This window comes from Halalkalibacter oceani (assembly GCF_023715705.1).
Classification (GTDB): Bacteria; Bacillota; Bacilli; order Bacillales; family Bacillaceae_D; genus Halalkalibacter; species Halalkalibacter oceani_A.
In genome coordinates this window covers 1-26676 of the sequence record NZ_JAMBOS010000038.1, presented here as the reverse complement: position 1 = coordinate 26676, position 26676 = coordinate 1, and the positions used below count along the sequence as shown (strand labels likewise).

At 48.0% G+C, this 26676-nt stretch carries 22 protein-coding genes; 9 read left to right on the top strand and 13 right to left on the bottom strand.

Annotation, left to right across the window (positions count from 1 at the left end; genetic code table 11):
* Window positions 1-173: 173 nt before the first annotated feature.
* Genes M3212_RS20705 through M3212_RS20695 form a run of 3 tightly spaced genes read right to left on the bottom strand, consistent with a single transcriptional unit; the run spans window position 174 to window position 3813 of the window.
* On the bottom strand, window positions 174-1565 hold the full coding sequence (locus M3212_RS20705) for a hypothetical protein (RefSeq protein WP_251195832.1): 1392 nt from the start codon (window positions 1563-1565) through the stop codon (window positions 174-176).
* Window positions 1565-2854 (bottom strand): DUF58 domain-containing protein, encoded by a 1290-nt coding sequence (locus M3212_RS20700; RefSeq protein WP_251195831.1) that lies wholly within the window; start codon window positions 2852-2854, stop codon window positions 1565-1567. Before M3212_RS20700 ends, M3212_RS20705 begins: the two co-directional genes overlap by 1 nt.
* Window positions 2851-3813, bottom strand: a complete 963-nt coding sequence (locus M3212_RS20695) for an AAA family ATPase (RefSeq protein WP_251195830.1) — start codon at window positions 3811-3813, stop codon at window positions 2851-2853. Before M3212_RS20695 ends, M3212_RS20700 begins: the two co-directional genes overlap by 4 nt.
* Window positions 3814-4033: 220 nt before the next feature.
* Here M3212_RS20695 and M3212_RS20690 point away from each other — a divergent pair, with 220 nt between their 5' ends.
* Window positions 4034-4705: a PspA/IM30 family protein gene (locus tag M3212_RS20690; protein WP_251195829.1), complete on the top strand. Its 672-nt coding sequence runs from the start codon at window positions 4034-4036 to the stop codon at window positions 4703-4705.
* A gap of 198 nt (window positions 4706-4903) precedes the next feature.
* On the opposite strand, the gene M3212_RS20685 is transcribed toward M3212_RS20690, so the two are convergent.
* The 3 genes from M3212_RS20685 to M3212_RS20675 all read right to left on the bottom strand — a co-directional run bounded on the left by M3212_RS20685 (window position 4904) and on the right by M3212_RS20675 (window position 10202).
* Window positions 4904-5230: a DUF3953 domain-containing protein gene (locus M3212_RS20685; protein WP_251195828.1), complete on the bottom strand. Its 327-nt coding sequence runs from the start codon at window positions 5228-5230 to the stop codon at window positions 4904-4906.
* A 152-nt stretch (window positions 5231-5382) separates the two neighbouring features.
* Window positions 5383-7920 carry a TPM domain-containing protein gene (locus M3212_RS20680; protein ID WP_251195827.1) on the bottom strand — a complete coding sequence of 846 codons (2538 nt, stop codon included), beginning with the start codon at window positions 7918-7920 and terminating at the stop codon, window positions 5383-5385.
* 107 nt (window positions 7921-8027) lie between these two features.
* Window positions 8028-10202, bottom strand: a complete 2175-nt coding sequence (locus tag M3212_RS20675) for a type IA DNA topoisomerase (protein ID WP_251195826.1) — start codon at window positions 10200-10202, stop codon at window positions 8028-8030.
* A gap of 146 nt (window positions 10203-10348) precedes the next feature.
* Here M3212_RS20675 and coaA point away from each other — a divergent pair, with 146 nt between their 5' ends.
* A complete protein-coding gene (gene coaA / locus M3212_RS20670; protein ID WP_251195825.1) occupies window positions 10349-11305 on the top strand; it encodes a type I pantothenate kinase in 957 nt (318 codons plus the stop codon).
* A gap of 229 nt (window positions 11306-11534) precedes the next feature.
* On the opposite strand, the gene M3212_RS20665 is transcribed toward coaA, so the two are convergent.
* The gene (locus M3212_RS20665) at window positions 11535-12365 is read right to left on the bottom strand and encodes a CAP domain-containing protein (RefSeq protein WP_251195824.1); all 831 of its coding nucleotides are present in this window, start codon (window positions 12363-12365) and stop codon (window positions 11535-11537) included.
* 424 nt (window positions 12366-12789) lie between these two features.
* Between M3212_RS20665 and M3212_RS20660 the strand changes: the two genes are divergently transcribed.
* The 5 genes from M3212_RS20660 (at window position 12790) to M3212_RS20640 (ending at window position 19660) form a co-directional block, all read left to right on the top strand.
* A complete protein-coding gene (locus tag M3212_RS20660; protein WP_251195823.1) occupies window positions 12790-13377 on the top strand; it encodes a cell wall hydrolase in 588 nt (195 codons plus the stop codon).
* Between the two features lie 132 nt (window positions 13378-13509).
* On the top strand, window positions 13510-14160 hold the full coding sequence (locus tag M3212_RS20655; RefSeq protein WP_251195822.1) for a hypothetical protein: 651 nt from the start codon (window positions 13510-13512) through the stop codon (window positions 14158-14160).
* A 71-nt stretch (window positions 14161-14231) separates the two neighbouring features.
* Window positions 14232-16757, top strand: a complete 2526-nt coding sequence (locus tag M3212_RS20650) for a CBS domain-containing protein (protein WP_251195821.1) — start codon at window positions 14232-14234, stop codon at window positions 16755-16757.
* Between the two features lie 192 nt (window positions 16758-16949).
* The gene (locus tag M3212_RS20645; protein WP_251195820.1) at window positions 16950-17993 is read left to right on the top strand and encodes an LCP family protein; all 1044 of its coding nucleotides are present in this window, start codon (window positions 16950-16952) and stop codon (window positions 17991-17993) included.
* 332 nt (window positions 17994-18325) lie between these two features.
* On the top strand, window positions 18326-19660 hold the full coding sequence (locus M3212_RS20640; protein ID WP_251195819.1) for a vWA domain-containing protein: 1335 nt from the start codon (window positions 18326-18328) through the stop codon (window positions 19658-19660).
* Window positions 19661-19821: 161 nt separating this feature from the next.
* Here M3212_RS20640 and fabF read toward each other — a convergent pair whose 3' ends face one another.
* Complete coding sequence (gene fabF / locus M3212_RS20635; RefSeq protein ID WP_251195818.1) at window positions 19822-21060, bottom strand: beta-ketoacyl-ACP synthase II; 1239 nt, start codon at window positions 21058-21060, stop codon at window positions 19822-19824.
* 39 nt (window positions 21061-21099) lie between these two features.
* Window positions 21100-22038, bottom strand: coding sequence for a beta-ketoacyl-ACP synthase III (locus M3212_RS20630; protein WP_251195817.1), 939 nt, complete (start codon window positions 22036-22038; stop codon window positions 21100-21102).
* 184 nt (window positions 22039-22222) lie between these two features.
* Between M3212_RS20630 and M3212_RS20625 the strand changes: the two genes are divergently transcribed.
* The gene (locus M3212_RS20625; protein WP_251195816.1) at window positions 22223-22525 is read left to right on the top strand and encodes a hypothetical protein; all 303 of its coding nucleotides are present in this window, start codon (window positions 22223-22225) and stop codon (window positions 22523-22525) included.
* Between the two features lie 141 nt (window positions 22526-22666).
* Here the strand turns inward: M3212_RS20625 and M3212_RS20620 are convergent, their stop codons facing one another.
* The 4 genes from M3212_RS20620 to M3212_RS20605 form a co-directional block, all read right to left on the bottom strand.
* Entirely contained in the window at window positions 22667-22960 is a 294-nt protein-coding gene (locus tag M3212_RS20620) for a DUF2076 domain-containing protein (RefSeq protein WP_251195815.1), read from the bottom strand.
* A 67-nt stretch (window positions 22961-23027) separates the two neighbouring features.
* Window positions 23028-23351, bottom strand: a complete 324-nt coding sequence (locus tag M3212_RS20615; RefSeq protein ID WP_251195814.1) for a hypothetical protein — start codon at window positions 23349-23351, stop codon at window positions 23028-23030.
* A gap of 94 nt (window positions 23352-23445) precedes the next feature.
* Window positions 23446-23640 carry a ComZ family protein gene (locus M3212_RS20610; RefSeq protein WP_251195813.1) on the bottom strand — a complete coding sequence of 65 codons (195 nt, stop codon included), beginning with the start codon at window positions 23638-23640 and terminating at the stop codon, window positions 23446-23448.
* A 67-nt stretch (window positions 23641-23707) separates the two neighbouring features.
* On the bottom strand, window positions 23708-24670 hold the full coding sequence (locus tag M3212_RS20605; RefSeq protein WP_251195812.1) for a BMP family ABC transporter substrate-binding protein: 963 nt from the start codon (window positions 24668-24670) through the stop codon (window positions 23708-23710).
* Window positions 24671-24956: 286 nt separating this feature from the next.
* On the opposite strand from M3212_RS20605, the gene M3212_RS20600 reads away from it, so the two are divergent.
* Window positions 24957-26552 (top strand): peptide chain release factor 3, encoded by a 1596-nt coding sequence (locus tag M3212_RS20600; protein WP_251195811.1) that lies wholly within the window; start codon window positions 24957-24959, stop codon window positions 26550-26552.
* Window positions 26553-26676: the final 124 nt, after the last annotated feature.

The following is a 26676-nucleotide window of genomic DNA, read 5'->3' as shown; positions in this document are numbered from 1 at the left end:
CTCCATTTGCTTGATATATTGGTTGGCGAACCACATATATCGTAGCATCACGAAGGAGTTTTTTTCATACCTCGCTGGAAGCTTTCCGGAACCCTAGGCCTAGCCTAGGGTTTTCTTTTTACAATAACAGCTAGGTCTGCCCCATGCATGACGGGCAAACCTAGCTGATTAAGTTACATCTCATTATTTCGGACCGCACTTTTTCCTGACACACGCCTTTTTTTAAGCGTTACGCCGTTAAGCATATCCAGTAACGGGGCGTAATTCGTTTCGTTTTCGTTTATTTCTCCCCCATAGTACACAGCGTCGTATTCACGATAAAGCTGGCGTAACAGACCAAGCAGCTGTGCCTGCTTGCGCCTGTCAGCATCATTTTCCACTGTTTGTTCTTCGGACAGCCTGGCAATCATTCGCTCAATATATTCCTTCGCGGTCTCCGTTTTTTGCCGCTTCAGTCCATTCTTTCTCCCCCACTTATGGACCTGGGCGTATGTCCAGTAAGCCGAATGGAGGTAGTAGCGGCGGATGCTGGCGCGCCATCTCCTGCTCAGCCTTTGCAGACATGCCTGAATCGTGCTGACCAGTTTGTCCCACAGGGAGATACGGGTCACGCGCAGCTTGCGTGGCTTTCCCCCTTTGGGCGGCTGCCAGCCTTTTAAAAATCTGGCTACCACGAGAAGGGCGAGAATCGCGACCACACTGCCGACGCCAATTACAATCCACTGTACAGGAAGATTGAACGGCATTTCTTCCATCGCTTCTTCCGGCAGCAGAGGCATCTCATTGTTCTCCAGGGGAAGCATCTCGCCGCCGGTATCGGTTGGCAGCAAACTGAACAGCCACTGAAGTCCTTTAAGCGCCAGAGCCCCGGCCTCCGTCAGCCAGCCCCAGCCCGTAAGTGCAAGCGCATAAAGTCCATTGCGGAAAACCGGCAAAAACAAAATAAAGCAAAGCAGGGAGATCGAAAGGACAAATACCGAAAGAACACCGTGAAACCAGCGGGATTGGCCTACCGTCCGAACCTCCACCTCCTGAGCAGCTGAATCGGTATCACTTTGCAAGGTCGTCACCATTCCTAGCAAGCTGAGAAAAATACTCGCCAAAAACAGAAGATGAAAGATTTCGGTCGCCCACCCGTTGTAAGTGAAAATCCAGGCAAATACTACATAAAAGATAATATTCCCTTCAAAACGCCGGAGCATATGCGGCCGTTTCGGCTCAAAGAAGACGAAGCTGCCACTGCGAACATAGAGAAACAGGAGCGCGAGGCTCAGCGCAATACCGAGAACCCAGCCGTCTTCCGGCACGGCCGTCAGCCAGTTTTGCCAAACGATTATAAGCAGAAGAGGCAGCTGAACCGCGATCACGGCAAGATAATGAACTCTGCCGGAGAGCACTTTTGTCATCAGATAACCAAGGCAGGCGGCGGCGAGCCACCACGAGACATGGAAGGAAGCGGCGCTCCCCCATTCAATGCTCGTGAACAGCACGATCAGATAATAGATCCATACCGCCTCACTAAGCAGCACAATCAATGATTTTCCAACGTATGAAAACTGCTGCATCACGATCGTCCTTTCCTCACCGGCTGCTGTACAAAATCGTCCAACGGCCTCGCAAGCCGGGATAGTCTATGGGAATATTCGCTCTCTTTGCTATAAAAAAACTGGACATCAGCGAGCCGGTTCTTTTCCTGCTCGTACCATTGATAGTGATCCTTCGTCAGTGTCCCGCAAAATAGAAACAGCGGCACGGAACGGGGCAATTCATAACGCAGCATTTGCAGAAATTCTTTCTTCTTCATTTTTATGCGCGCCTCCATTTTCGCCATTTGATCGAGAAAAGTCGCTAATTGCCCGTTCGGCTGTATGGAAGCGAGCGGCTGCCCTTTATAATCAAGCGCATTGGTGATAAATCCGATCATGATGCCCTGCTGCTCATAAACTGCGGCAAACGAAGCGATCACCGACAAATAGTTTTCAAATGCTTCTTGCTTTTGCATTTCGTATTTCTTTTGCTCGTTCGGATCCTCATATGCATCCTCCTGTACGAGAAAAGCCTGAACATCAATCGCGATCATCAGCTGCTGTGTCACCACAGGCTGATAAATATTGGACTGCATCTTCCCTGTGCGGGCGCTCGCCTTCCAGTTAAACTTCCGCCATTCATCACCCGGCTCATAGTCCCGAATCCCGGCAATCAGCAGCGGATCCTCGAGAAAGCCGCCCTGCTTGCCATTCATTCCCCATTGCAAGGATGGACGAAAGGCAGGCGGGCGCACAGAACGTAAAGCCGGATAAATAAACAGCACCTGCCCGACGGGAAAAGACTTCTCCTGTTCTGAAAAGCGAAATCCGTCTCCCGATCTGAGCGTGACGTCCTGAAATTGATACACGCCGCGCCGCCGCGCCTCACCTTCTATTATCCAATCAATCCGCTGATACCATAACAACCATAAAAAGCGCACGACATATGTACGCTTCTGCTCTCCCCAGCTGACAAGCGTGCTGTTGGCCAATTCATATTCAAGCCACACTAATGGCAGCCATTTATTATTTGTGAGCGTTGCATCAATATGAAATTCCTCGCCGGCAAAGACACGCGACTTGGAGAGGACCAGCTGCGGTTCCAGCCCTGTCAGCGCTTTCTTCTTCCACCAGACAATACAAAACGACAGCAACAGCAAAAAAGTAGACACGGCGATCAACGGCAAAAAGCGGAACCAAATCGCCACGACCAACAGGGCAAGCAACACCCAAATCGCTTTCGCCTCAAACAGGATGCTCGTTTCTTTAACGGAAAACTCCTCTTCCTCAGCCGGAGGAGTAACGTCGGCCCGCTCGGTCTGACTCATGTCCGGACCACCTGTTCCTCAGGGATCGCGACCTCTTTCAGTAATTCCTCCAAAATATCCTCCTGCTGACGTTCGTTCATGCGCGCTTCGGTCGTCAAAATGAGACGATGATTCCAGACCGGCACGATTAAAGCTTTTACATCATCAAGGGTGACATATTGGCGTCCATGGAGAAAGGCCCACGTCTTCGCCGCTTTATACAGCGCTTTACTGGCCCGCGGGCTGACACCGATCGCGACAAGCGGGTGCTGCCGGGTTGTTTGGGCGAGCGCCGTAATATAGTCACGAATCGCTTCATGAACCTCGACTTTGCGGCAAGCCACTTGCAGGCTGGCGATCTCCTCTGGGCTGAAAATGCTGTTGATCGCGGCAAAAGGCACTTCATCTCCGACCTGCGCCAGCATTTGCGCTTCCTCCTCCGCTGATGGATAGCCTAACGTCAGCTTCATTAAAAAGCGGTCAAGCTGCGCCTCCGGCAATGGAAACGTCCCTTCCATATCCACCGGATTTTGCGTTGCCAGTACGATAAACGGCGCCGGGAGAGGGTGGGTCACCCCTTCAATCGTTACTTGCTTCTCTTCCATACTTTCCAGCAAGCTGGACTGCGTCCGCGGCAATGAGCGGTTAATCTCGTCCACGAGCAGAATATTGGTAAACACCGGGCCTTTGCGTAAATAAAATTCATTCGTCTTCGGGTTGAAAATCGACCCTCCGACAATATCCGACGGCAACAGATCAGGCGTGCATTGAATGCGGGTAAACTGACAATCAAGTCCTTTCGCAAATGCTTTGACCATCGTCGTTTTTCCGGTTCCCGGCATATCTTCAATTAATACATGTCCTTCCGTCAGCAACGCTGTCAGCATCAGCCGGCACTCCCTGCTCCGGCCCACCACCACCTTTGCGACTTCCTGCCAGAGCAGTTCCAGCCTCTGCTCTGAAAAATCACGCTCTCCCATCTATGTTCCTCCTCATGTCATCATTCTTTTTATTGTATCATTTCGACAGTAGGAGAGTCACTTTTTATCGAACTTTCTGACTTTCTCTCTCTTCAATGTAATTTGTTTCTTACTTTTGCCTGATTCTGAAACCTCACGCTTCTTTTCTCGTATATAATAAAAGAATACAACGCTGTTTTATCGTATCTTACTGTACAATTTTAAGATGGAGGGATTGCCCATGTTTCGCTTTTTTAACCGTGTTCGGACGATTGTATCCTCAGAATTGAACGCTTTGCTTAGCAAAGCTGAAGATCCAGGAAAAATGCTTGACCAGTTTATCCTTGATATGGAGAAAGACATTGCCGAGGTTGAAGCCGCTGTCGCCAAACAAATCGCCAACGAAAAGCTTCTCACCAAGCAATACACCGAAGCGGCAGAACTCGTCGCCAAGCGTGAAGAACAAGCCATTACGGCACTTGAGTCAGGTGACGAGAGCCTGGCAAGAAGAGTGCTGGAAGATAAGAATAAGCAAAAATCTCACGCTGATTCGCTCAAGCAGGCAGTCGATGAAGCTGTGAAACTATCAGAAGAGCTGAAAGACAAACTCCGAGAAATGAAAGACGAGCTCCGGGAAATGAATATGAAGAAGGACTCTCTAAAAGCTCGTTCAGAAAGTGCCAAAGCGCGCGCCAAGATTAACCGGACGATGTCCGGCATCGGGAATGGGGCGAAGAGCGGGTTTGACCGAATGGAAGAAAAGGTAATTCGTCACGAAGCCGAGGCCGAAGCGTCCGAGGAACTGCGCAGCGCCAACAAAACACTTGACGATGAACTGGCGGCACTCGATACAAGCAGCTCCGTTGATGATGAATTAGCCGCGCTTAAGGCGAAGTTAAACAATAAAAACTAACGAAAAGGGGGCTGGGAAAAGGTAAAAACACCTTTTCCCAGCCCCTAAGCAATAAGTGGAACCGCCGCGAGCTTGTGACGCGTGAAACCATAGAAACTACATGCGAACTAGTTTTATCCCAGCTCTTTGGCTTTTGTCCAGGTTCTATGTAAGCAGTGGTGCGGATTGCGATTAAGCTTGTTCGGCATTCGCTACCCGTTAGCTTGACAACATCGTTATAGAAACAAAAAATACAAACAAAGAAGCAAAAATATTGAAATAGCCCAAAAAGGCCTTTTTATCTTTTTTAAGTTCAGTTACTCCTGTCAGTAATACAGTAAAACTTACTATCAGCATTAAATAAGGCATAAACTCAAAGTTTTTAGTAAAAAGACTATAACCCGCTAAAACAATAACAATGACCGATAAGATATTTCTTAACAGGTTCAAAACATTTCTCCCCCCCAATACTTCTGAAAAGTCATTTACTAAATCATAACATTCATACCCATATTTATGAGTAAATAATGTACTTCCTTTATTCAACTCTTCTCCCCGTTCTTTAAAGACATTAGGTAATTATATTGTTCAATTATTAAGTAAGAAAAAACCCTGCATTACAACAACACAGGATCTTTAATCAAACTTATTTATAACATCGTGTCTTTTTTACATTTGAAATTCGTTTCAAGTGAAGACTAAAACTTCCTGCCTCCTCCGCGGGAACCGAAGCCTGAACCGCCGCCTCTTGATCCGAAACTTGAACCGCCTCCGCGTGAGCCGCCACCGAAGCCGCTGCCCCCGCCTCTTGGTCCACCGCCGAAGCCGCCAAATCCTCCGCCGCCTCCGGGCTTATGGCGGTTCCGCTGTGCCGCCGCTCGCGCCGCCTGTTGCGCTGCTATTCTTTGCCGCTCGCGCGCGATCCGCCGTTCTTCTTCCCGCATTTCCTCGACGATACGCCGGCCGAGCGCCACCTCACTTTGTGCCTTAGCATACTGGCCGTCGTTCATATATTGGTTGATCAGCCCTTCGCACGCCCGGAACCGGTTACGATACGTGCCTGCTCCAAAGCCAATTCCGAGACGACGATCCGCTTGCTGATAGGATGATTTCAGCTCCTGCCATTCCCGTTCAACGTTTTGCTTATCGCGAAGCAGTGTTTGCAGCTGCGCATCAAGCTGCTCCAGCTGCTGCTGTTCCTCTTCAAATTGACGGGAAACAAGCGCCAAATCAAGCGGCATTTGCTCGACATCAGCCTGCAAATGTTCAATCCTCTGTCGCAATTGCTCAAAGGAATAGGGCTGAACCGGTAACCCGTGCCGGTTCGCTGTCTCTTCCATACCCGTCAGCCTTTTCTTCAAAGAACCAATGGAGTCGGTAAGACGAATTCGCTGCTCTTCAAGTCCCTCATAGGCGGTGAAGCAGTCGGCGTGCAGCTGTTCAATCAACTGGAACATTTCAAGCACATGATTCATTTCCGTCCGTGCCTGCTTATACTGCTGCTCATCCGGATCAATCAACTTGGCGATCAAAGGCAGCTTTTCCTCAACAGTGCTTGTTAATTCCTGCATCCGTGAAAAACGCTCCTGCAAATAGTGCCAATGATGCTCAGCATAGGCTGGACGAAGCTGCTCCAGTTCCTGCTCAAAAGCCCGCTCAAGGTTTAGAAACGGTAAAATGCCGTCTGTTATTTTTTGATAATCAATACCGGTTTGATCGCGATAGCTGACCAGAGTCTCGACACGCCGCTTCGCCTCCCCGGCCAAATCGGTCATTCTGGCCTGCTGTGCTTTGGCGTGACTGACCCGGCCTTCAGCGACAGAGGAGGAAAAGGTGTCAAATATTTCGCGCGCTTCGTCCAGTAAAGCATATGGGTCCTCATCTACCAATTTTAGCTGTTCACGCTCTGTATATTGACGAATCTCTTCTTCCCTTTGATCAATATCAGCGATCATCGTCTCTTTGCTCGCCAGCAGTGCTTCGAGCGTTGTCAAATCAGTGGTGATCTCCTGCCATTTCGACTTAAGGTTCGGCAGCAGCTCATTGGCAGCGGCAAAATCAAACGCGTCATCAAGCTGAACGGCTTGATTAAGATGAAGCAGGGCTTGATCGATATGCTGCTTCATTGCCGGAAAGGCAAGTTCCGTTTCCTGCTGAAATTGTGCCAGCTTCAACGCTGCCTGTGCGGCTGTCTCCTGTAATGCTTTGATTTCCCGTGACGTTTCAAGCTCCTTTGCCTTTAATTGCTCCAGCTCGCCTCTCAACCTAGCTAAAACCGCTTCCTGTTCTTGACTTCCTTGTTCAAACAGTGAAGCTTCATGCTCCAGTTTTCCCAAGTTTGTCGTCTTTGCTTGTTTGCCGAACGAGCCGATATGTTTAAAAGCAATGGCATATTTCCGTTTCTTTGCCGTGTCTTTCAAGACGGTTAATGTTTGCTCCTGCTCCTTGGCCTCTGTTAATAACGTGGACAATTGCTCATGAAGCTCCTGAAACTGCTCCTTCGTCAAACCTTTGCTGATCTCACTGCGCTCTAGTGATTGCTGATAAGGCTCAAGCACATTAGACAGCAACCCTTTTTGCCGTTGAACAAGCGCCTCTAGCCGTTTGCCGACCTTCTTTACCTGACCGAGCAAATAGATGATTCGCGCCGCTAACACGGCTAAAATCAAGAATGCTAGCAGGAGAAGCGGACTAGTGGAATTCGGATTTTCCGGTGCGGCCGGCGCAGACGGAACCGCTGCCAAGTCTTCGGCTGAACTATCCTCTGCATCCGGTATTGAGCTGCCAAGCTCTTCTACTTTTAGAACGAGGTCGGCGATTCCATCGCCAAAGCGGCCATCACCTGCGGCCTGGACGAAGGTCTCATCCAGTAATCTTCCGAAAGGATCCGAATTTGACAGCTGGGCAATCGCCTGATCAATCGCCGTGCCGGGAGCAACATTCATGTGAATCTCACTTTCCTCGACAGCTATCAGAATCGCGGCGTCATACCCTTCTCCCTTTACGTCCTCAAAAAGATTCTCGGAGGCTTCACCAATTGATTCTCCGCTCAAACTCGGCACGGTCCTGACATAATAATCAAATTCAGTTTCATTGTATTCTGTTTCCAGCTTTTCTACCTCTTCAACTGAGAAAAACTCCCCTTGATCATCAACCGTAACAGCAGCACTGACACTGGTCGGCAGTAAAAGCAAAATCGCCGCTGCCAGCACGCCCAGCCATCGTTTCTCCTTCATCCGGTTCCCCTCTTTCCTCTCACATCGTTTCACATAATGTTATTATACGATAAAAAAATAGAAAAAGTTTCAAGAATCATAGAAACGAAGGGCTGATCGACCGTTCTTTATCGCTGTGACCGCTGAGGGCGCTCGGCAAATTCCATCTTCCAGCTGTAAAAATCATTTTCCTCATTTTTTTCATAGCGTAAGCGGGCGGAAAACGTCTGGCCTTTTTTACTTTTTAACCCTTTGACGATCACGCTTCCCTGTTTCAGAAGCTGTTTGACCATTGTTTTTGTCGGCTTTTTCTTCATCGCCGCTAAATAGCGGTCATTTTTCCAAATGACAAATTTGCAGCCGTTTTTCCAATTGCTGCAGCCAAACCCTTTTTGCCCTTCTATCACACTGTGTCCGCATACCGGACATTCGCCTAGTACTTCATTGCTGCTCCGCTGCCTCTTCATTTCGCGCAGCACCACTTCCTGCTCCTGTTTAATCGTATTGACGGACTTTGACGTAAACGAATAGATAAAGGAGAGAAATTGATCCTTTCCAACCTTTCGTTTCTCAATATCGCTGAGCGCTTTTTCCAGTCTGCCGGTAAACTCGAGATCAAACAGCTCCTGAACCGGAAACGTTTCAACAAGCTTTCTGCCAAGCTCGGTACATTGTAAATTCTTTTGCTCGGCCGCAATATAGCCGATATCCTTCAATTTCTTAATCGTCTCTGCGCGCGTCGCCGGTGTGCCGATGCTGTAGCCGCTTAAAATAGTGGACATCAGCTCCTCCGATTTCTCTTCCTCCTGTCCTTTTCCACATGTCTCCATCACATGAAGCAACGTTTTCTCCGTATGAGGACGCGGCGGCTTCGTCACATGAGAGTGGACCTGTTTATCCTCCAGGCTGACCGTTTCCCCCTTTGTCACGAATGGGAGCAGCACTTCCTTAGTCGCGATCTGCTCGACCTTTTTCCATCCTTCCGTGAGTTGAACCCTGCCTGTAGTATGAAACAGTCCTTTAATCGGAGCGCGATTCACCTTCGTCGTCAGCTTCGTTTCTTCATGGACCGCAGGCGGCATAAATTGCATGATAAAGCGGTTTTTGATTGCCCGGTAGACCAGCTCCTCATCCTTTGTCAGCCGCTTTGGCAGCAGGTACGTCGGGATGATCGCGCTGTGACTGTCAACGCGCGCGCTGTCGAAAATTCGTTTTGACTTCTTAAAAACAATTTCATTCTCGTACGGCAAATCTTTTTTGACAAGCTCCAGCACTTTACGCGCCCGGCCCACTAAGCTGTCATCGAGGACGACACTCGCCGTCCGCGGATAGGTAATTGATTTTTTCTCATAGAGAGACTGGGCGACCTTTAATACTTTGTCGGCTGTCCAGCCTTTGTATTTGCTGGTGATATATCCTTGCAGGTTTGACAAATTAAATAAATACGGTGGAAAGCTTCTTTTTTCCTCGACCTGCTTATTGATGACGACCGCTTCGTCAGAGAGGGAAGCGGCGATCTGTTCAAGCTGCTCCTTCTCCTTGAATTTCTCGTTTCCGTCCTCGGCATATACACCCTCATACTGCTCGCCTTTCTCCGTTTGGAACAAAGCCGACAACGTATAATAATGCTCCGGCACGAAGGTTTCAATCGCTTTATCACGATCATAAATCAGCTTTAATGTCGGCATCAGCACCCTGCCGATATTCAGCGGACTTCCGCTCCCCTTTTGATATTTCAACGTCGTGACCGTCGTCAGATTAATCCCGATCACCCAGTCGGCCCATTGCCTGCTGACACCCGCATCCTGCAGAGGCTTCATCTCCTCGTTGGATCTGATATCTGCCAACCCTTTAACGACAGCATCGGGCGTCCACTCGTTTAACAGAAGACGGTACACCGGCTTGGCGACATTGCTCGTCTGAATAATCGTATCGCCGATGATCTGTCCTTCACGATCATAATCGCATGCCGAAATGATCCCGTCGACATCCGGACGGGCAAACAAACTGCGGATCAGCTTGAGCTGCTTTTTCGCATTTAGATCTTCCTTGCCCTTTTTCCGTGCATCGCCTTTCACCTTGTAACGGAACTGCTTGGGAATAAAGGGGAAATGATCAAGTTTCCATTTCGCCAGCCGTTCATCATAATCTTTCACATCATATAATTGGAGCAGATGACCGAAGGCCCAGGTGATCACATATTCCTGCCCTTCATAATAGCCATCTTTTTTTCCTTTTATTTTTAAGGCATCCGCTATGTTTTTCGCAACGGATGGTTTCTCTGCAATAATTACTTTTTTCACGACGGTCCTCCTTGCTTCCTCATCACTTTCATTATATCTTATAAGAGCATGCTTTTACGTTAAAAGATCTTGTCGTTCAAACATGCTGCTATGTAACGAATCCTGTTTTACGTGTGAGGATAACCTGACAAAAAAGGAGAAACAACATGGTTACTATTAAAAAAACGCCCCCCTTATCGGCCTACACGACGTTTAGCCGGGCAGAGTGGGCGAAGCTTTCCAAAGGTAAAACCGATCTTCTGCTTTCTCCGCATGAGCGGATGGAACTTGAAGGCATTTATGATACAATTTCGGCGGAAGAGGTATCTGAGATTTACCTTCCATTGTCACAGCTTCTCTATTTACATATGACCCAATCGGTTAGCCTTCACCAGCAGGTGAATACATTTTTACAAAGTCGGACGAAAAAGGTTCCCTTTGTGATCGGTGTCGCCGGCAGCGTTTCCGTCGGGAAAAGTACAACGGCCAGGCTGATTCAGGCTCTCGCCTCGCGCTGGCCGAATCAGCCGAAGGTCGAGCTTGTGACAACCGACGGCTTCCTTTATCCGAATGCCGTACTGGAGGAAAGAGGACTGATGAAGCGGAAGGGCTTTCCTGAAAGCTATGACATTAAGCGCTTAATTCATTTTCTTTACCAATTGAAATCTGGCTGCGCTTACATTGAAGCCCCGCTTTATTCTCATTTGAGCTATGATGTGCTGGAGGATCAAGTGCAGAAAATTGAAGAGCCGGATGTTGTGATCGTCGAAGGCATCAATGTCCTGCAAGTAAATAAAAAAGACCGGCGGATGCCGCAGGTTTTCGTCTCTGACTTCTTCGACTTTTCGATCTATGTCGATGCCGAAGAAGGCGATATTCTGTCCTGGTATATTGAACGGTTCAAGCTTTTGCGCAATACCGCCTTTCAAAATCCAGAGTCGTTTTTTCACCGCTACCGCCACTTATCCGACGGCGAGGCGGTCGAGTTTGCGACGGATATCTGGAATACAATCAACGGGGTTAACCTGGAAAAGAACATTCGTCCGACACGGCACCGGGCCGACCTGATTCTCAAAAAAGAAGCCGGCCATCGCGTCTCTGAAATCCGGCTGAAAAAGATGTAGTTTTGTCCGCAAAGATTGACTTTCACCTTTGCGGACAAAACCGAAGCAATGAGCGGAGTCGCTACATTTTTTAAAGCCTGGAGAGGAGCGGGGTTTTCCTCTCCAGGCGAGTAGCGAACGAAGCCATTGCCATGTGAAACAGCGCCTCACTTGTTCAAGCCCTTCACCGAATTAACCTGCACCAACCAAAAAAGGCTGTCCCGGTCGGGACAACCTTTTTTCTATTCTATTATCCTTTGAAAAGCTGAACGAACATTTTACCGTAAGGACCGCCGTCAACGACGCCGATTCCAACTTCCGTGTAGTCAGCCTTAAGAATATTTTCACGGTGACCTTGTGAATTCATTAATGCCTGATGAGCAGCTTCTACAGTTTGATTACCAGCTAAGTTCTCTCCGGCTGTACGGTACTGGATGCCGAATTGTGACATCATGTCGAACGGAGAACCGTACGTTGGTGATTGGTGGCTGAAGTAGTTGTTATCAATCATATCCTGTGCTTTTACTCTTGCTACTTTTGTTAATTCAAGATCAGCTTTAAGCGGCGCAAGCCCTCTTTGTGAACGCTCCTGATTGACAAGGTCAAGCATTTGCTGCTCTTCCTGGCTGATGCCACTCACTTGTTCCTGTTCAGGTGCCTGCGGCTTTTCTGGTGCCGGTTGCTGCTGGGAAGGAGCCGGTGCCTGTTCAGCTGGTGCTGGTGCTTGTTCAGCTGGAGCCGGTGCTGGCTTTTCCTCTTGTGTTGGCGCCGGCTGCTTTTCTGGTGCAGCTTCTGGTGCCGGTGCCTGTTCAGGTGCTGCTTCCGGTGCTGGTTGCTTCACTGGGGCCGGACCAGCATGTTTCTTTGCTTGCTTCTGCCAGTCAGCGAGAACATCTTTTAATGTTGTGTGCGCGAACTTTTCTAGTAATTGATTGATCGACTCTTTATCTATGTTTTTCAACTCATACGCTTGCACCTTTGCATAGACAGGCTGATGAGTTTTTTCAGCTGCGAATGCTTGTCCTCCAAAACCTGCTGCGATCGCTGCGGCTGCTACTGTTGTTACGAGTAATTTTTTCATGTTGTTTCCCTCCAAAATATGTTGGTTTGTCGTGCTACAGGAACAACCGTACCATGATTTTCTCTTTAATTTCTCTGGAAAATTGTAGCTTGAAAACCAGCGGAAATCGGCTCTTTTCCACCTGTTTGTCCGCGACGAGACTCCCTCTTGATCCGTTGGTGCGTCTTGCTTCCGCCGCTTTTCAACCGTTCACCGAATCAGGCCTTTTTCCTCTAATCACATTTCCAATTCTCACAACCAGGCTTGATTTTTATAGATTCCTCCAAAGTTGGTTACATAACTGTAATAAAACAGTCCCGGGCTTTGACAATACTGGCCTGCGCCCTTCTCCTCCTGTTAATGGAAAATATTACGCAGTGCCCGGGCTGCGGGTTTTTGATAGTTTTATAGAGATTGCTTTTCTGAAAAAGGAGGAAATCAACAAATGAAAAAAATGATCACTATTGTAGGAATGACAGTTGCTCTCCTATGTACAGGAGGTCTCGCGACCGCAGCGGCTGGGGTTCATACTGTCCAAACCGGTGACACTCTTTATACAGTCGGGCAGCAATATGGAGTATCGGTAGCAGCACTTAAAGAAGTGAACGACAAGAACAGCTCGACTCTTTATCCGGGAGAACAGCTTACTCTTCCAGCTTCCATCAGTCAGGCTGATAAGGATTTACTCGCCCGGCTTGTTACCGCCGAGGCAAAAGGAGAACCTTATGCCGGCATGGTCGCTGTAGCGACAGTCGTTCTGAATCGGGTCGATCATCAGGACTTCCCGAATACGGTTCGTGGAGTGATTGAAGAAGTGACGCCTACAGGCCACTACGCGTTTTCCCCGGTGAAGGACGGCAACATCAACCAGCCGGCAACCGAACAGGCGAAACGCGCTGTTAATGAAGCATTGGCCTTTCACGGTCAGGGACAAGGCTCCCTTTTCTTCTATAACCCTGCAAAAGCAACAAACCACTGGAACGCGACCCGGACAGAAACCGTAAGGATCGGTGACCACGTGTTTGCAAAATAAATGAGAGGAGCTGGGACAAAAGGTTGTGTTTTTACCTTTACCCCAGCTCCTTTTTTTCAAAAAAGCAGGTTGATCTGCAGCAGAAGGGGAATATAGTAAGAGTAGGCAAATTATAAAGAAGGCGGTGTTTGAATGGGACGGATTTCTCGCTCTTCCCGGCTGCAAACTGAACGTATTCACGCTAATTATGTAAATCGCATGACAAATATTGAGCGCACTCCACATATTGAAAAGATAGATCCAATTCATGAATCACAGCGTCCCTTCAATCAATTTTCGGAAAATTACCTCATCTCATACGACCGTTATTATCGCAGCATTCAGGAATTAAAAAAGGAATTCAAGCGGTTTTATCATCATGAAAAAGAATTGCAGCAGGCGATTGCCCGTCTCAATGACAATGATCAGACACTCATCGAACAGACGAAGACGCTCGTTGAAAAGTACAATCTGGCATTGGAGGCGCTGCGCGACTTTGATGCGCTTGCCGGCACCGACCACCTGCAGTCGATCCATCACATTTATACGCTCTTTGCTGAAGATTTCCAGGCCATTGGCGTAACCGAAAATGAGGATTACTCCCTTTCTCTGAATATGGATCAATTTTTATCATTTCTGCACGATGCCGAGCATGCAGCTTCTGAATTTATGGGCCGCTTTAAAGCGATGATCCTGAAAGAATATCAGACCTTTATCCGCATTAAGGCGCCGGATACACCGGCTGATGCGTATGAAAGCCAGCCGCTTCCTGTAAAAGGCCTTCTAATTGAAGAACAATATTAGACTCTCTGCTCTTGCTCTACGCTTTTTTGGTACAATAGAGAGATCAAGCGTGTGCAGAAATGAGGGATATCATGGAAGTAATTGTTTCACATATGAATATTGACTTCGATGGATTGGCCTGTTTACTGGCTGCTCATAAGCTTCATCCTCAGGCAACCGTCGCCTTAACCGATAAACAGCAGCCGACGGTCAAATCCTACCTGGCGATTTACCGCGATCAGCTCAATTTTTCTTCATACGAGCAAATTCCCTGGACAACTGTAACAAAAATCATCCTCGTTGATGTCGGCTCCCTCGCTCGAACCGGCATTCCACTTAAGGAACTGAATGATGACGTCTCCGTTTTGATTTATGATCACCACCTGCAAAACGAGCCCGAACCGGGAGCTGAGTTCAGCCTGATCGAAGGGGTCGGGGCGGCGATTACGCTTCTGACCGAGCAGCTGCTCAAGCATGAGCATCCGATCAATTCCTTTGAAGCTACCTTGTTCGGCTTAGGTCTCTATACAGATACCGGAAATTTTACATACCCGCAAGTGACTGCACGAGACCTCTCTATTGCTTCCGTCCTCCGTGAACGCGGCATGGACGTCACTCTGATTGAACGCTTTGCTGAACAGGTGCTGACGGCGGAGGAAAAAGCTCTGTTTCAAACCTTGCTGACAAACAGCGAGGAACAGCAGCATCAAGGAGTAACGATCCTCCTGACGACCCATGAACAGGATCATTATCAGGGTGGCCTCGCCACACTGACGAGACGGCTGATGGACGTTACAGACAGCGACGCGGCACTCGCAATCGTCAGGATGAAGGACCGTACCTATGTCGTCGCCCGCGCCTCATCAAGCCGGATTGATTTCAGTCCGCTCATGCAGGCGCTCGGAGGCGGCGGTCATGCCCAGGCGGCGTCAGCGACGTTCAAGCAGAAGCCGTTGCCGGAAATTGTGCCGAAGATCAAGGAGCTTTTGCCGTCGATTTTGAAACAGGCGGTGACCGCATCCTCGATGATGGCAAGCCCTGTTAAATCAGTCGCCCCAACGGACAAAATTGAAGCGATTCTTGAGCGCATGTTTCAATATGGTCATACCGGCTTCCCTGTTGTCGATGAAAACGGAAAGCTCGTCGGCGTTATTTCCCGCCGTGATGTCGATAAAGCGACCCATCACGGGCTTGGGCACGCCCCGGTGAAAGCCTATATGTCGAGCCGCCCGGTCACCTTGCCACCAGAAGCGACAATCGAAGAGATTCAGGCGACGATGATGCAGCATAACATCGGCCGGATTCCGATTGTCGAAAACGGAGCGTTAGTCGGCATTGTCTCGCGAACAGATGTGATTGAGCAGCTTCACCAGCAATCCTCCGTTGTAGAGCCTGTAACTAAAGACTCTCTATTGCCACATATGGAGAAATATTTGCCCGGCTCTACGCTTTCTTTATTAAAACAGATTGGAGACATTGCCGATGAGCTTGAGCTCCCTGTCTATTTAATTGGTGGAATTGTCCGTGATTTATTGCTAAAGCGGCAAAACGAAGATATTGATCTCGTCGTCGAAGGGGACGGAATTGCTTTTGCCGAAGCGATAGCGGCAAGACTCGGTGGAAGCATCAAAACCCATGATACATTCGGGACGGCTACATGGACGACAGCGGCCGATGAAAAAATCGACATCGTCACGTGCCGAACGGAATATTATGAGGCGCCAGGCCTTTTGCCTGTTGTTCGCGCATCCAATTTACGCGAGGATCTCCGCAGACGTGATTTTACGATTAACGCGCTTGCGGTCAAAATCAACAAGGAAAGCTTTGGTCAAATTATTGATTTTTTCCAGGGACAAAATGATCTCAAGCAACGGACAATCCGGATCTTACATACGCTCAGCTTCGTTGAAGACCCGACCCGGATTTTGCGGGCGGTCCGCTTCGCTCTCCGCTTTGGCTATCATTTCGATGAGCAGACGGAACGTCTCGCAAAAAACGCCGCGCCGATGCTCGAGCAAATCAGTGCGTCCCGGTTTTTGCGCGAGCTGGAGCTACTTCAGGAAGAACAGCATTTACTCGCCGGCGCGAAATGGCTCGACCGCCTTGGTGTCTGGGAAGCACTGTTCGCCTATCAGCCGGCAGCTGACGTATGGAAGCAGCACAGCGAAATCGCCGAAGATTTGGAAGCAACTATGGACCCTTTCCTTACTTTGTTCGTCCTTCTTCATCAAGCGGAGAATGTCACGAAAAAGTTGCAGCGCTATGCACTGACGATTGCTGATGTGAAGCTGCTGCGTGAGTGGGAACAGCTGCACGCCAACGAGATCGAAGAAAAGCCATTACGCGAACTGCACATAGAGCTGTCTCACTTTTCCGAGCTCGCCTTACAATTGTATGGATACCTGATGAAAAAACCTTTCCTGCTTGATTATGTAAAAAAACGCCAAACGATCACCCTTTTACTCAATGGCCATGACTTAAGAAAGCAGGGGATTAAGCCGGGACCCGTCTACTCCACTCTGCTGCAGCAGCTTTTCGGCCTCCAGCTTGATAACGAAATCCGCTCGCGTCAGGAGGCGTTGGAATGGCTGAAGCAAGAGGCACATCAGGCTGAATAACTTACTTACCTTTCTTTTCTTTTTAATGAAGACAGCCGTTTTATCATACTATAAGGAATGAGCTTTTATTGTTCAGCACTCCTTCCCATTCACAAGACGTTCATGATATCACGCATGAAAATGACTTTTTTTCACAAAACTTGTCGATGTTTCTGTTATAATGAAACGTGGTAGGTGTAAGGGGGGTAAGATGTGGATACACGGATGAAACGAAGGCAGGCAACGAGAAAAAAGCCAAAACGAAAGCGCAAGCTCCTTATGATGTTTGTGCTGATATTCTCTTGCCTCTTTCTTGTGACAACAGCCTATGCAGTCATGCAATTTCAAGCTGGCAAAAATGAAGCACAAGATAACTTAACTGAAAATGAAATGATTGGATCTGATGAGCTGGATGAAGAAGTTGTCGAAGTCAAGGAGCCTGAAAATGATGAACCGATCAATGTTCTTTTAATTGGCATTGATACATCTGACCAGGAGCCTGCCCGCACGGATACGATTATGATCGGTCAATATGACGCCAAAAATGGCGACGCGAAACTGGCTTCGATTATGCGTGACACCTATGTTGAAATTCCCGGTCACATGAATAACAAGATCAATTATGCTTTCGCCGCCGGCGGAGCTGATCTGTTACGCAAAACAATCGAACAAAATTTTGATCTTGATATTCATTATTATGCAATGGTCAATTTTAACGGCTTTGTCAATGTCGTTGACACTGTTGCGCCGGACGGGCTTGAGGTAAATATCGAGAACCGGATGTATTACCGCGACACAGCAGCTGATATGGTGATTGATTTTCAGCCCGGTGTGCAAACGCTCCATGGTGATGAAATTTTAAAGTATGTCCGCTTCCGTAAGGATAGCGAAAATGATTTTGGACGAGTGGCACGACAACAGGAAATTTTAGCGTTATTAAAAGATGAACTTTTATCCTTTTCCGGATTGACACGGATTCCCCGTTTAATTGGGTCGGTCGAGCCTTATCTCGAGACGAACATTGGATTACCGCAAATGCTCAGCATTGGACGAGATTTCGCGCTCAATCCGATTAACGACTTTGAAACACTGCGAATTCCGTTGGATAACAGCTACCGCGATGAATACTATTCACACGCCGGAGCCGTACTGGAAATTGACAAAGAGAAAAACGTCCAGGCCATTACCGACTTCTTTTCAGGTAAAAAGGTGCTCGCCAATGACACTGAGGCGGAAGACAACGAACAAGAATCATAAAAAATCGGAGCATGAGGGGAAGATCCACCTTATGCTCCTTCTTTTTGTGCATCTTGCAGCCATTGCTTTGTTTTTATCCCGCAAACTTGACTTCTGTCCATCGTCACAATACTCCATGGCTTCCCCACTATTGGTTATCGCTCATAACATTGGATATAATTCCCTTTTATTCCCTTCCTTCCTATGGCTAAAGTCGGAAAGGCAGCCCGGCTCATGTATTCCATCACCCGAAAATTAGGTGAGCCGCGCTAGTGCTATATTCTCTTTTGTCAATAGGAATTACTGTTTAGGATAATAGAGGTACTGCAAAATATTTGAAAAGGAGCAGGAATGTGAAAGTTCAGACATTACTGGTATTAATGTGTACAGTCTTTTTGCTCGGTGCCTGTAATTCAGATGATACGCAGGCGGAGGCGGAAAAGGAGTTCGAGGGGGATAATTCTGTCTCCCACAAGCAGGAAGCAGAAGAGAATACGAATGAGGAAGATTTTTTACGCTTTGCCACAGATTCCGTTGAGGAATTAATGCGGCAGGAGCCGGGAATTTACAAAGGTGATCACTATAATGAAGAGTTGATTTTTCAGGAAATTTCCTCCTTTCCTTCTGATATTCCAGCTGAAGAATTTTATTACCGCTTACTTGCATTAATGGCTGAAGATTTCCGGGAAGAACAGGAACTAATTGATTCCTTTCAAGTACAGTATGACAGTGTGACAGCGACCCCGGAAGAAGAAATCAAAATCAATCAAGAGGAAATGGAAGAAAACCGGTTAAATGTTCAAATCCTCCTTGATGCAAGCGGAAGTATGTCCCAGGAGATGGAAGGAACAACAAAAATGACGATTGCAAAGGAAGCGGTTAAAACCTTTGTATCTTCTCTACCTGAAGCAGCCCATGTATCGCTTCATGTCTATGGTCATGAAGGCCGGGATGAGCCTGAAGTATCATGTCAGCAGACAGAGACCATGTATGAGCTAAGTCCTTATGAAGAAGGAGCTTTTGAGAATGCGATAAATTCCTTTGAAGCTACTGGATATACCCCTATTGCTCGTGCGATCGAGGAAGCGGGAGCCCAGTTTCCTGAAAAAGGGGAGCATGTGATGTACATTGTCAGTGACGGCCATGAAACATGCGGCGGTGATCCCGTTTTAGCGATTAAAGCCATGCAGGAGTCAGGTGTTTCTGCCGTCGTCAATATTATTGGGTTCGATGTGGAGGAAGACGAGCGTGCAGCTCTTGAGGCCATTGCGAATGCTGGCGATGGGGATTATTTTAGTGCGAATTCTGCCGCTTCATTAACCGAGACATTCACGATCCAATCACAGGACTTAAAGCTGGCCTGGCTGCAATGGGAGAACAGCAATACGCTAAATGCGCTGCATAGTCAGAACACACAAACCTTAGATCTTTTGCATACGCAAAATTCAGCAACCTTGCGGAGTCTAACTGAAACCAATCGCATGATTTTAATCGTAAACGGGTCTAGCCAGAATTTTGATTTCGATGCTTCCGATGTGACAAGGCTCATTCAAGATCGGGGAACAATGATTCGAAATCACCTAAAAGATTCATTAGAATCCTTTCGTCAGGACGTCAAAGAGACCGGCACAGAACTCCGGCAAGACATTAGAGAGAAAGGAACAAGTGAGAGAAACCAACTCGACTAGTAACAAACAAACGGGGGTGTCCAAAAAGGTTGTTTCACCTTTTTAGACACCCCCGAAACAGCGAGTCTACTGAAAAACTTCCTTTTTCGTAACTCGAAGAAGAGTAATGCTCCGCGCGCTGCGTGCCTTGCTGTGAGAAACTCACTCGCAGCTTATGATCCTTATTCGTATTTCTTAAAAATCAGCGTCGCATTGTGTCCGCCGAAACCAAGAGAGTTGCTTAAGACCGCTCGAAGCTCGGCATGACGTGCTTCATTTGGTACATAGTCAAGATCGCAATCCGGATCAGGATTCACGTAGTTGATTGTCGGCGGAATGATCCCTTCCTGCAAGGCTTTAACCGAGAAAATTGCCTCAACCGCACCCGCAGCCCCTAAAAGGTGTCCGGTCATTGATTTCGTTGAACTCACCGCCAGCTTGTAGGCATGCTCTCCGAAAACCTTTTTCAGTGCCATCGTTTCAAACTTGTCATTATATGGTGTACTTGTCCCATGGGCATTGACATAATCAATATCGGCTGGCTCAAGACCGGCATCGGCAATCGCTTGGCTCATCGCCCGTGCGCCGCCTTCTCCCTCCGGAGCAGGAGCCGTCACATGATAGGCATCGCCAGTCGCACCATAGCCAACGATTTCAGCGTAAATCGTTGCGCCGCGCTTCTCGGCTGATTCAAGCGATTCGAGGATCAGAATCCCTGCTCCTTCTCCCATGACGAAGCCGTCACGGTCAGCATCGAACGGTCTTGAAGCCGTTGCCGGATCCTCATTCGTTGAAATCGCTTTGGCCGAGCAAAAGCCCGCGACAGCCATATTCGTAATCGGAGCCTCGGAGCCGCCGGTAATCATCACATCAGCATCTCCGCGCTGGATCACTTTGAACGCATCTCCGATTGAATTTGTGCCTGAAGCGCACGCTGTTACCGAGCAGGAATTAATCCCTTTTGCCCCGGTCGTAATCGACACTTGACCTGATGCCATATCCGGAATCATCATCGGGACAAAAAACGGGCTGACGCGCCGATGTCCCTTTTCTAAAAACTGACGGAAATTTTGCTCATACGTTTCCATTCCGCCGATTCCTGAACCGATCCAGACACCGACGCGCGGTGCGATCTCTTCCGTAATTTCCAGGTTGGCATCCTTTAACGCCATTAGCGAAGCCGCAACAGCGAATTGCGTAAAGCGATCCATCTTACGCGCTTCTTTTTTATCAATAAAGGCACCCGGATCAAAATCATTGATTTCCGCCGCCACCTTCATCGGAAATTCCTCAGCATTGACACGAGTCAGCAGGCCAATTCCTGATTGTCCCTCAACAGCTCGCTTCCACGTCGTCGCAGCGTCTACTCCTAATGGTGTTACCGCTCCAAGGCCGGTGATCACGACACGCTTTTTTTCCATGTCTTTCCTCTCCTTTGCTACAATTGATCTGTCAGCTTACTACTTCCCCCATCGCAAGGCTACAGAGCCCCAGACAAGGCCAGCCCCAAAGCCAACGAGGACAACAATATCTCCGTCTTTTATTTTACCATTTTTTAATTCATCGACCAATGTCATCGGAATTGAAGCTGATGACGTGTTTCCGTATTTATGAACCGATTTCGCCATTTTTTCCTGCGGAAGCTCCAACCGTTCCCGTGCCGCTTCCATAATGCGGATATTGGCTTGATGAGGTACGAGATAGTCACAATCCTCTTTCGTTAATCCCGCTTTTTCCAACACCCGTAAGGAAGACTCCCCCATTTGGCGGACCGCAAACTTAAACACTTCTCTGCCGTTCATCTCTAAATATTTGTCCCGCTGATTAATATGCATCGCCCCGGCGCCATCCGCTCCGAGTTCAAAGGCCAAGATCCCTTTGCCTTCAGCTACAGGGCCAAGTACGGCCGCTCCGGCGCCATCGCCGAATAAAACAGCGGTGTTACGGTCGGAAAAATCGGTAATTTTCGAAAGCTTTTCCACCCCGACGACCAAAATATGACGGTAAGCCCCGGTCTGAATGAACTGCTGTCCGGTGGCAAGTCCATAAATAAAACCGGCACACGCCGCGCTAATATCCATAGCAGCCGCTTTTTTAGCGCCTAGTCTTTCTTGAATTAATGTCGAAACAGTTGGAAACGGCATATCAGGTGTAACCGTTGCGACTAAGATCAAATCAAGCTCTTCCGCCGCAATCCCTGCCTGTTCAAGCGCATCCTTTGCAGCAACATAAGCCATATCGGACGTTTCAATATGATCAGGAGCAAAACGACGCTCTTCAATTCCAGTGCGGGTGCGAATCCATTCATCAGACGTGTCAAGCTTCTGTTCAAAATCAGCATTTGTTACTACTTGCTCTCCCACATAACTGCCAATGCCTAAAATTCCTGCATGTTTCATCTCTCGTTCCCCTTTCGCGGTCGATCGCACGATTCTTTTTGGGTTATTATTAGTACCTGCTACTAATTCTATCCTATGTTCACTATTCTGTCTATATGAACCTCTTTTGAATTAGGCGATCGGCTTCACACGCACGTTTGTCCTCTTCCATACACTAAAATGAGAGAAGAAAGGAGGAAGAGATATGGCTGAACAGCAAAAGCCGCAGCGAGATTTTTTTGATGAATTTATGTTTGGGCGTCCCATTTCCGCGCCGCAGACAGACACTCAGGAAGCAGAGCCGCAGCCGGAGAAAGAGGAACCTACAGCGCCGGCGACTCCGCCGTCACAATTAGAGCAGATGCTGATGCTCGTCCAGACATTGGGACCGGCAATAGATAAGTTGGCTCCGCTTATCGGCGCCGCTCACACGTTTTTTACGAAGCAGAAAAAGGAAGAGCCTTCTTCCAAAAAACCGGCTGAAAAGCAGACGAAAAAGCAGGGATAACGAGCTTGACCGAACCAGCCGAAGAAAAACAAATGAACCCCCCACTTTTTCTGTACCAATCGTAAATCTGATGTTGTATGTAAAAGCAGGTGTCCGCAAAAGGGCTTTTCCCGATTGAGACACCTCTTTTCCTTAATAGGTTCATCTATAGTAAGGATAGACCGGACCGTATTGAGGACCGTATTGAGGACCATAGTTCGGGCCATAACCCGGACCGTAGTTCGGGCCGTAGCCTGGGCCGTAGCTCGGGCCATAGTTTGGACCGTAATTCGGGCCGTAATTTGGTCCATAAAAGACATTTGGCCGACCGTAGCCCCCAAAAAGAAATGGACTGACCGCGAGTCCCGCTATAAAGGGAAGCACAGGGAAAAAACGCTGATCCTGCTGCTCGTACCCGGCGTTTCTCATCATCGGTTGATAAGGGAGATAGCTCATGCATTCACCGCTCCTTCCGCTAGGTTCTCTTTATCCTATGAGCGGGCAAAAAGAATGGAGCCTGTCGCTATTTTTCTTTCTTTTGCAGCTCGTCCATCATATCAACAAAAAATCCGTCCAGCTGGCTTTTCAGCTGCTCGTCTTCCTCGCTTTTCGGCGCCATGCCTTTCACCTCTTCATACGTTTGCAAAAACCCTTCAAGATCCCCGGTGCGGATTTGCGCGATACTATAAGAGACAAACAGACGAATATGAGGCGCCTCGCTTTGCCTCATCAATTCGATAAACGGACGAAGCTTTTGAATGGCCTCTTTGTCCTTCTTTTCCTTAACGAGCTGATACCCTTGCTTCATTTCTTCCGCAAACGCTTTGAGCCTTGCCGTCTTGTCCATCTTATTTCCTCCTTGCTCGTAATGATTGAAACAGAAGAAAAGCCCGGATCAGGGTCCTCCCCCTGTCGAGCTTTTCTTTCCTGTACAGCTTTCCTTACTCTTTCTCCAAAGCAGAATGCTCCTTGCCAAGCTCATAAGCTTCAGACATGACATTCAGTAGCAGTTCCAGCATCGGCTGTAAATCTTCCATATTTAATTCGATCCCTTTTTCATCGAGAAATTTCTTTCCTTCTGGAAGGTGCTTCATCGCAATTTGCATAAATTTCATATTCATTTCCGGATGATTCATACGTTATCCACCTCTTAAGATCATTCTCTCATCTACGATACTATGATGAGCAGGTGAACGCAAGTAGTTAGGTTAAGGGCTCCGTCGGTAATTCTCCCGTTTCAATATAGGTGTTGACGGCCTCTTCAAGCTTGAGCTTCAGTTCTTCCGGTACAACCGGACTAAAACGGCCAAGAGTGATGACCCCGTCTTGAAAATCATAGCTCTTATTTCCAGCAGGCAATTGATCTTTCTCATATTGATCAGCTACCAGCTCATACAGCACATCGACATGCTGAACCGTGCTTGTCAGCACAGTCGATTCGCCCAGATCAGATTGGTCACCGACAAAGCCGATCGCATAGAGCCCTTGATTTTTCGCTTCCTCAATCACCGCCACATGGTATCCATCGCCGACCGGATAAAATACATCAACGTCCTTCTGCTGCATGTCTTTAAAATAGGTCAAAGCGAGCTCTTCATTTGTCCAGCTTTCGACAAACTCCACCTCCACCTCGATCGCCCTATTTCCAATCATCGCGCCCTCCTGGAAGCCTTTAACCTCCGGCTGCCACGGGAAGGCGGCGATAATGCCAACCACTCCGGTTTCTGACATCGCCGCGGCGATAATCCCGGCGAAATAGCCCATCGCATAGCTGTCGAAGTGTAAGCTGGTGACATTCTCTCCTTCTACGTCCCCATTAAAGCTGACAAAATGCAGATCTGGGTAATCCCCGCCAATTTCTGAGAAAAATTCAGCGAAAATCCTGCCATGGCCAAAAACCAATTGCACATCATTGGCAGCAAACTCCGCGACAGCATGTTTCACTTTCTCGAGCGTATTCATATCCTCTTTAAAAACAACTTCACTATTTCGGTTTGTATGAATATTTAAAAGTCCCTGATATCCTTTGCTGTTCCATCCCTGGTCATCAATCGTGTTTTCAAGCAGCAGCCCGATTTTCGCAGGAGAGGATGATGAAATCGGATTACTGCAGCCCGCCAGAAGAATGATCAGCAAAATGACTTGCAAAATCTGTGAAATTCTCATGTTGACACGCTCCCTATTGATTTGCCCTTTTCTATTATAATGGATGGATGGAATGATTTCCTGTTAGTAATTGGAAAGCCGTCTTTTTGCTGCTTTCCTACTCTATCGAATCGATCACCTTATTTCGTCCTAGTTATTCGTTATTCTATGTCGATACCCTTTTTGTTTTATCCTTTCTTGGACAGATGTAATCTGATTGTAATCTTTTTTTATGCAAAGATGAAACATTCACCTAAGGCTGGTATAATGGATAAGACTATTTGAACGAGAAACGAGGAACACATTTATGACGTACACGGAAGCTGTGCAATCACGGCGAACCTTTGCGATTATTTCGCATCCCGATGCCGGAAAAACGACTTTAACGGAAAAGCTGTTGCTGTTTGGTGGAGCAATACGCGAGGCTGGATCTGTTAAAGGGAAGAAAACAGCCAAACATGCGATGAGTGACTGGATGGACATTGAAAAGCAGCGCGGAATTTCCGTGACAAGCTCTGTCCTTGAATTTCAATATGACGGCTACCACGTCAATATTCTTGATACACCCGGGCATGAAGATTTCAGTGAAGATACGTACCGGACGCTAACAGCGGCTGACTCGGCGACGATGCTGATCGATGCGGCAAAGGGCGTCGAGGCGCAGACGAAGAAGCTGTTTAAAGTATGTAAAATGCGGGGCATTCCGATTTTTACGTTTATGAACAAGCTCGACCGTCAGGGGCGCGACCCGTTTGAGCTGATGGAGGAGCTTGAGAACCTGCTTGGCATCCGCTCGTACCCGATGGGCTGGCCAATCGGCATGGGACAGTCCTTCTCAGGTGTTTATGACCGTCATGAGAAGCGGCTGGAGCTGTATAATCCGGAAAACCCGAAAGAAATTGATGTCATTCAATTGGAAGGACCGGATGATCCGAAGCTTGATGAAGCGATTAACGACCCTGAGCTTGTTGCGCAATTTCGCGAGGAGCTGGAGCTGCTCGATGTCGCCGGAGATGAGTTCGACCTTGAGCTGGTTGCCAAAGGAGAGCTGACGCCGATTTTCTTCGGCAGTGCGATTTCCAGCTTTGGCGTGCAGACATTTCTTGAGCACTTCTTAAAGCTTTCACCAGCACCGACGCCAAGAGAAAGCTCGAAAGGCATAATCGAGCCGTTAACCCACAAAGAATTTTCCGGGTTTATTTTCAAAATCCAGGCCAACATGAATCCCGCTCACCGCGACCGGATTGCGTTCCTTCGGATCACATCCGGCAAATTTGAACGCGGAATGGCGGTCAAGCATGTCCGCATTGGAAAAAACATTAAGCTGTCGCAGCCGACGCAGTTTCTGGCGCAAAACCGCAGCATCATTGATGAGGCTTACGCCGGCGATATTATCGGACTCTTTGATCCGGGCAATTTCCGAATTGGCGATACACTCGTCGAAGGAGACAGCTTTGAATTTGCGGAGATGCCTCATTTCTCGCCTGAATTCTTCAGTGCGATCACAGTTAAGGAAGCATTAAAGCATAAATCATTCGAAAAAGGCCTGCACCAATTAACGGAGGAAGGCGCCATTCAGCTGTTTAAAACGTTTAACCGTTTCAATGAGCAGCAAATTGTCGGCGTAGTCGGAGTCCTGCAGTTTGAAGTGCTTGAGCATCGACTGAAGCATGAGTACCACGTTGATATTCAGCTTGAACGGCTGCCGTTTTCATTGGCGCGCTGGGCGGAAGGCCCAGCGGAGGCGCTGGAAGCCTTTAAAAAAGCCCAACGCAATCTCGTGACCGACCGCGATGGACGGATTGTCGTGCTGTTTGAAAATGATTTCCAAATGCGCACTGCAACCGAGAAGTATCCTGATATTACGTTTTACGAGAATTCTTTCTTCCGTTCCACGATCTAAAAAAAACTTAGACGGCACAACTAACACAATGGTTTAGTTGTGCCTTAACCATTTGGTTTCAAGATTGTTTAAATATTCATTTGGTGCCTTCTTGAACCTTCTTTGTTTTGTATGTGTGTAAATA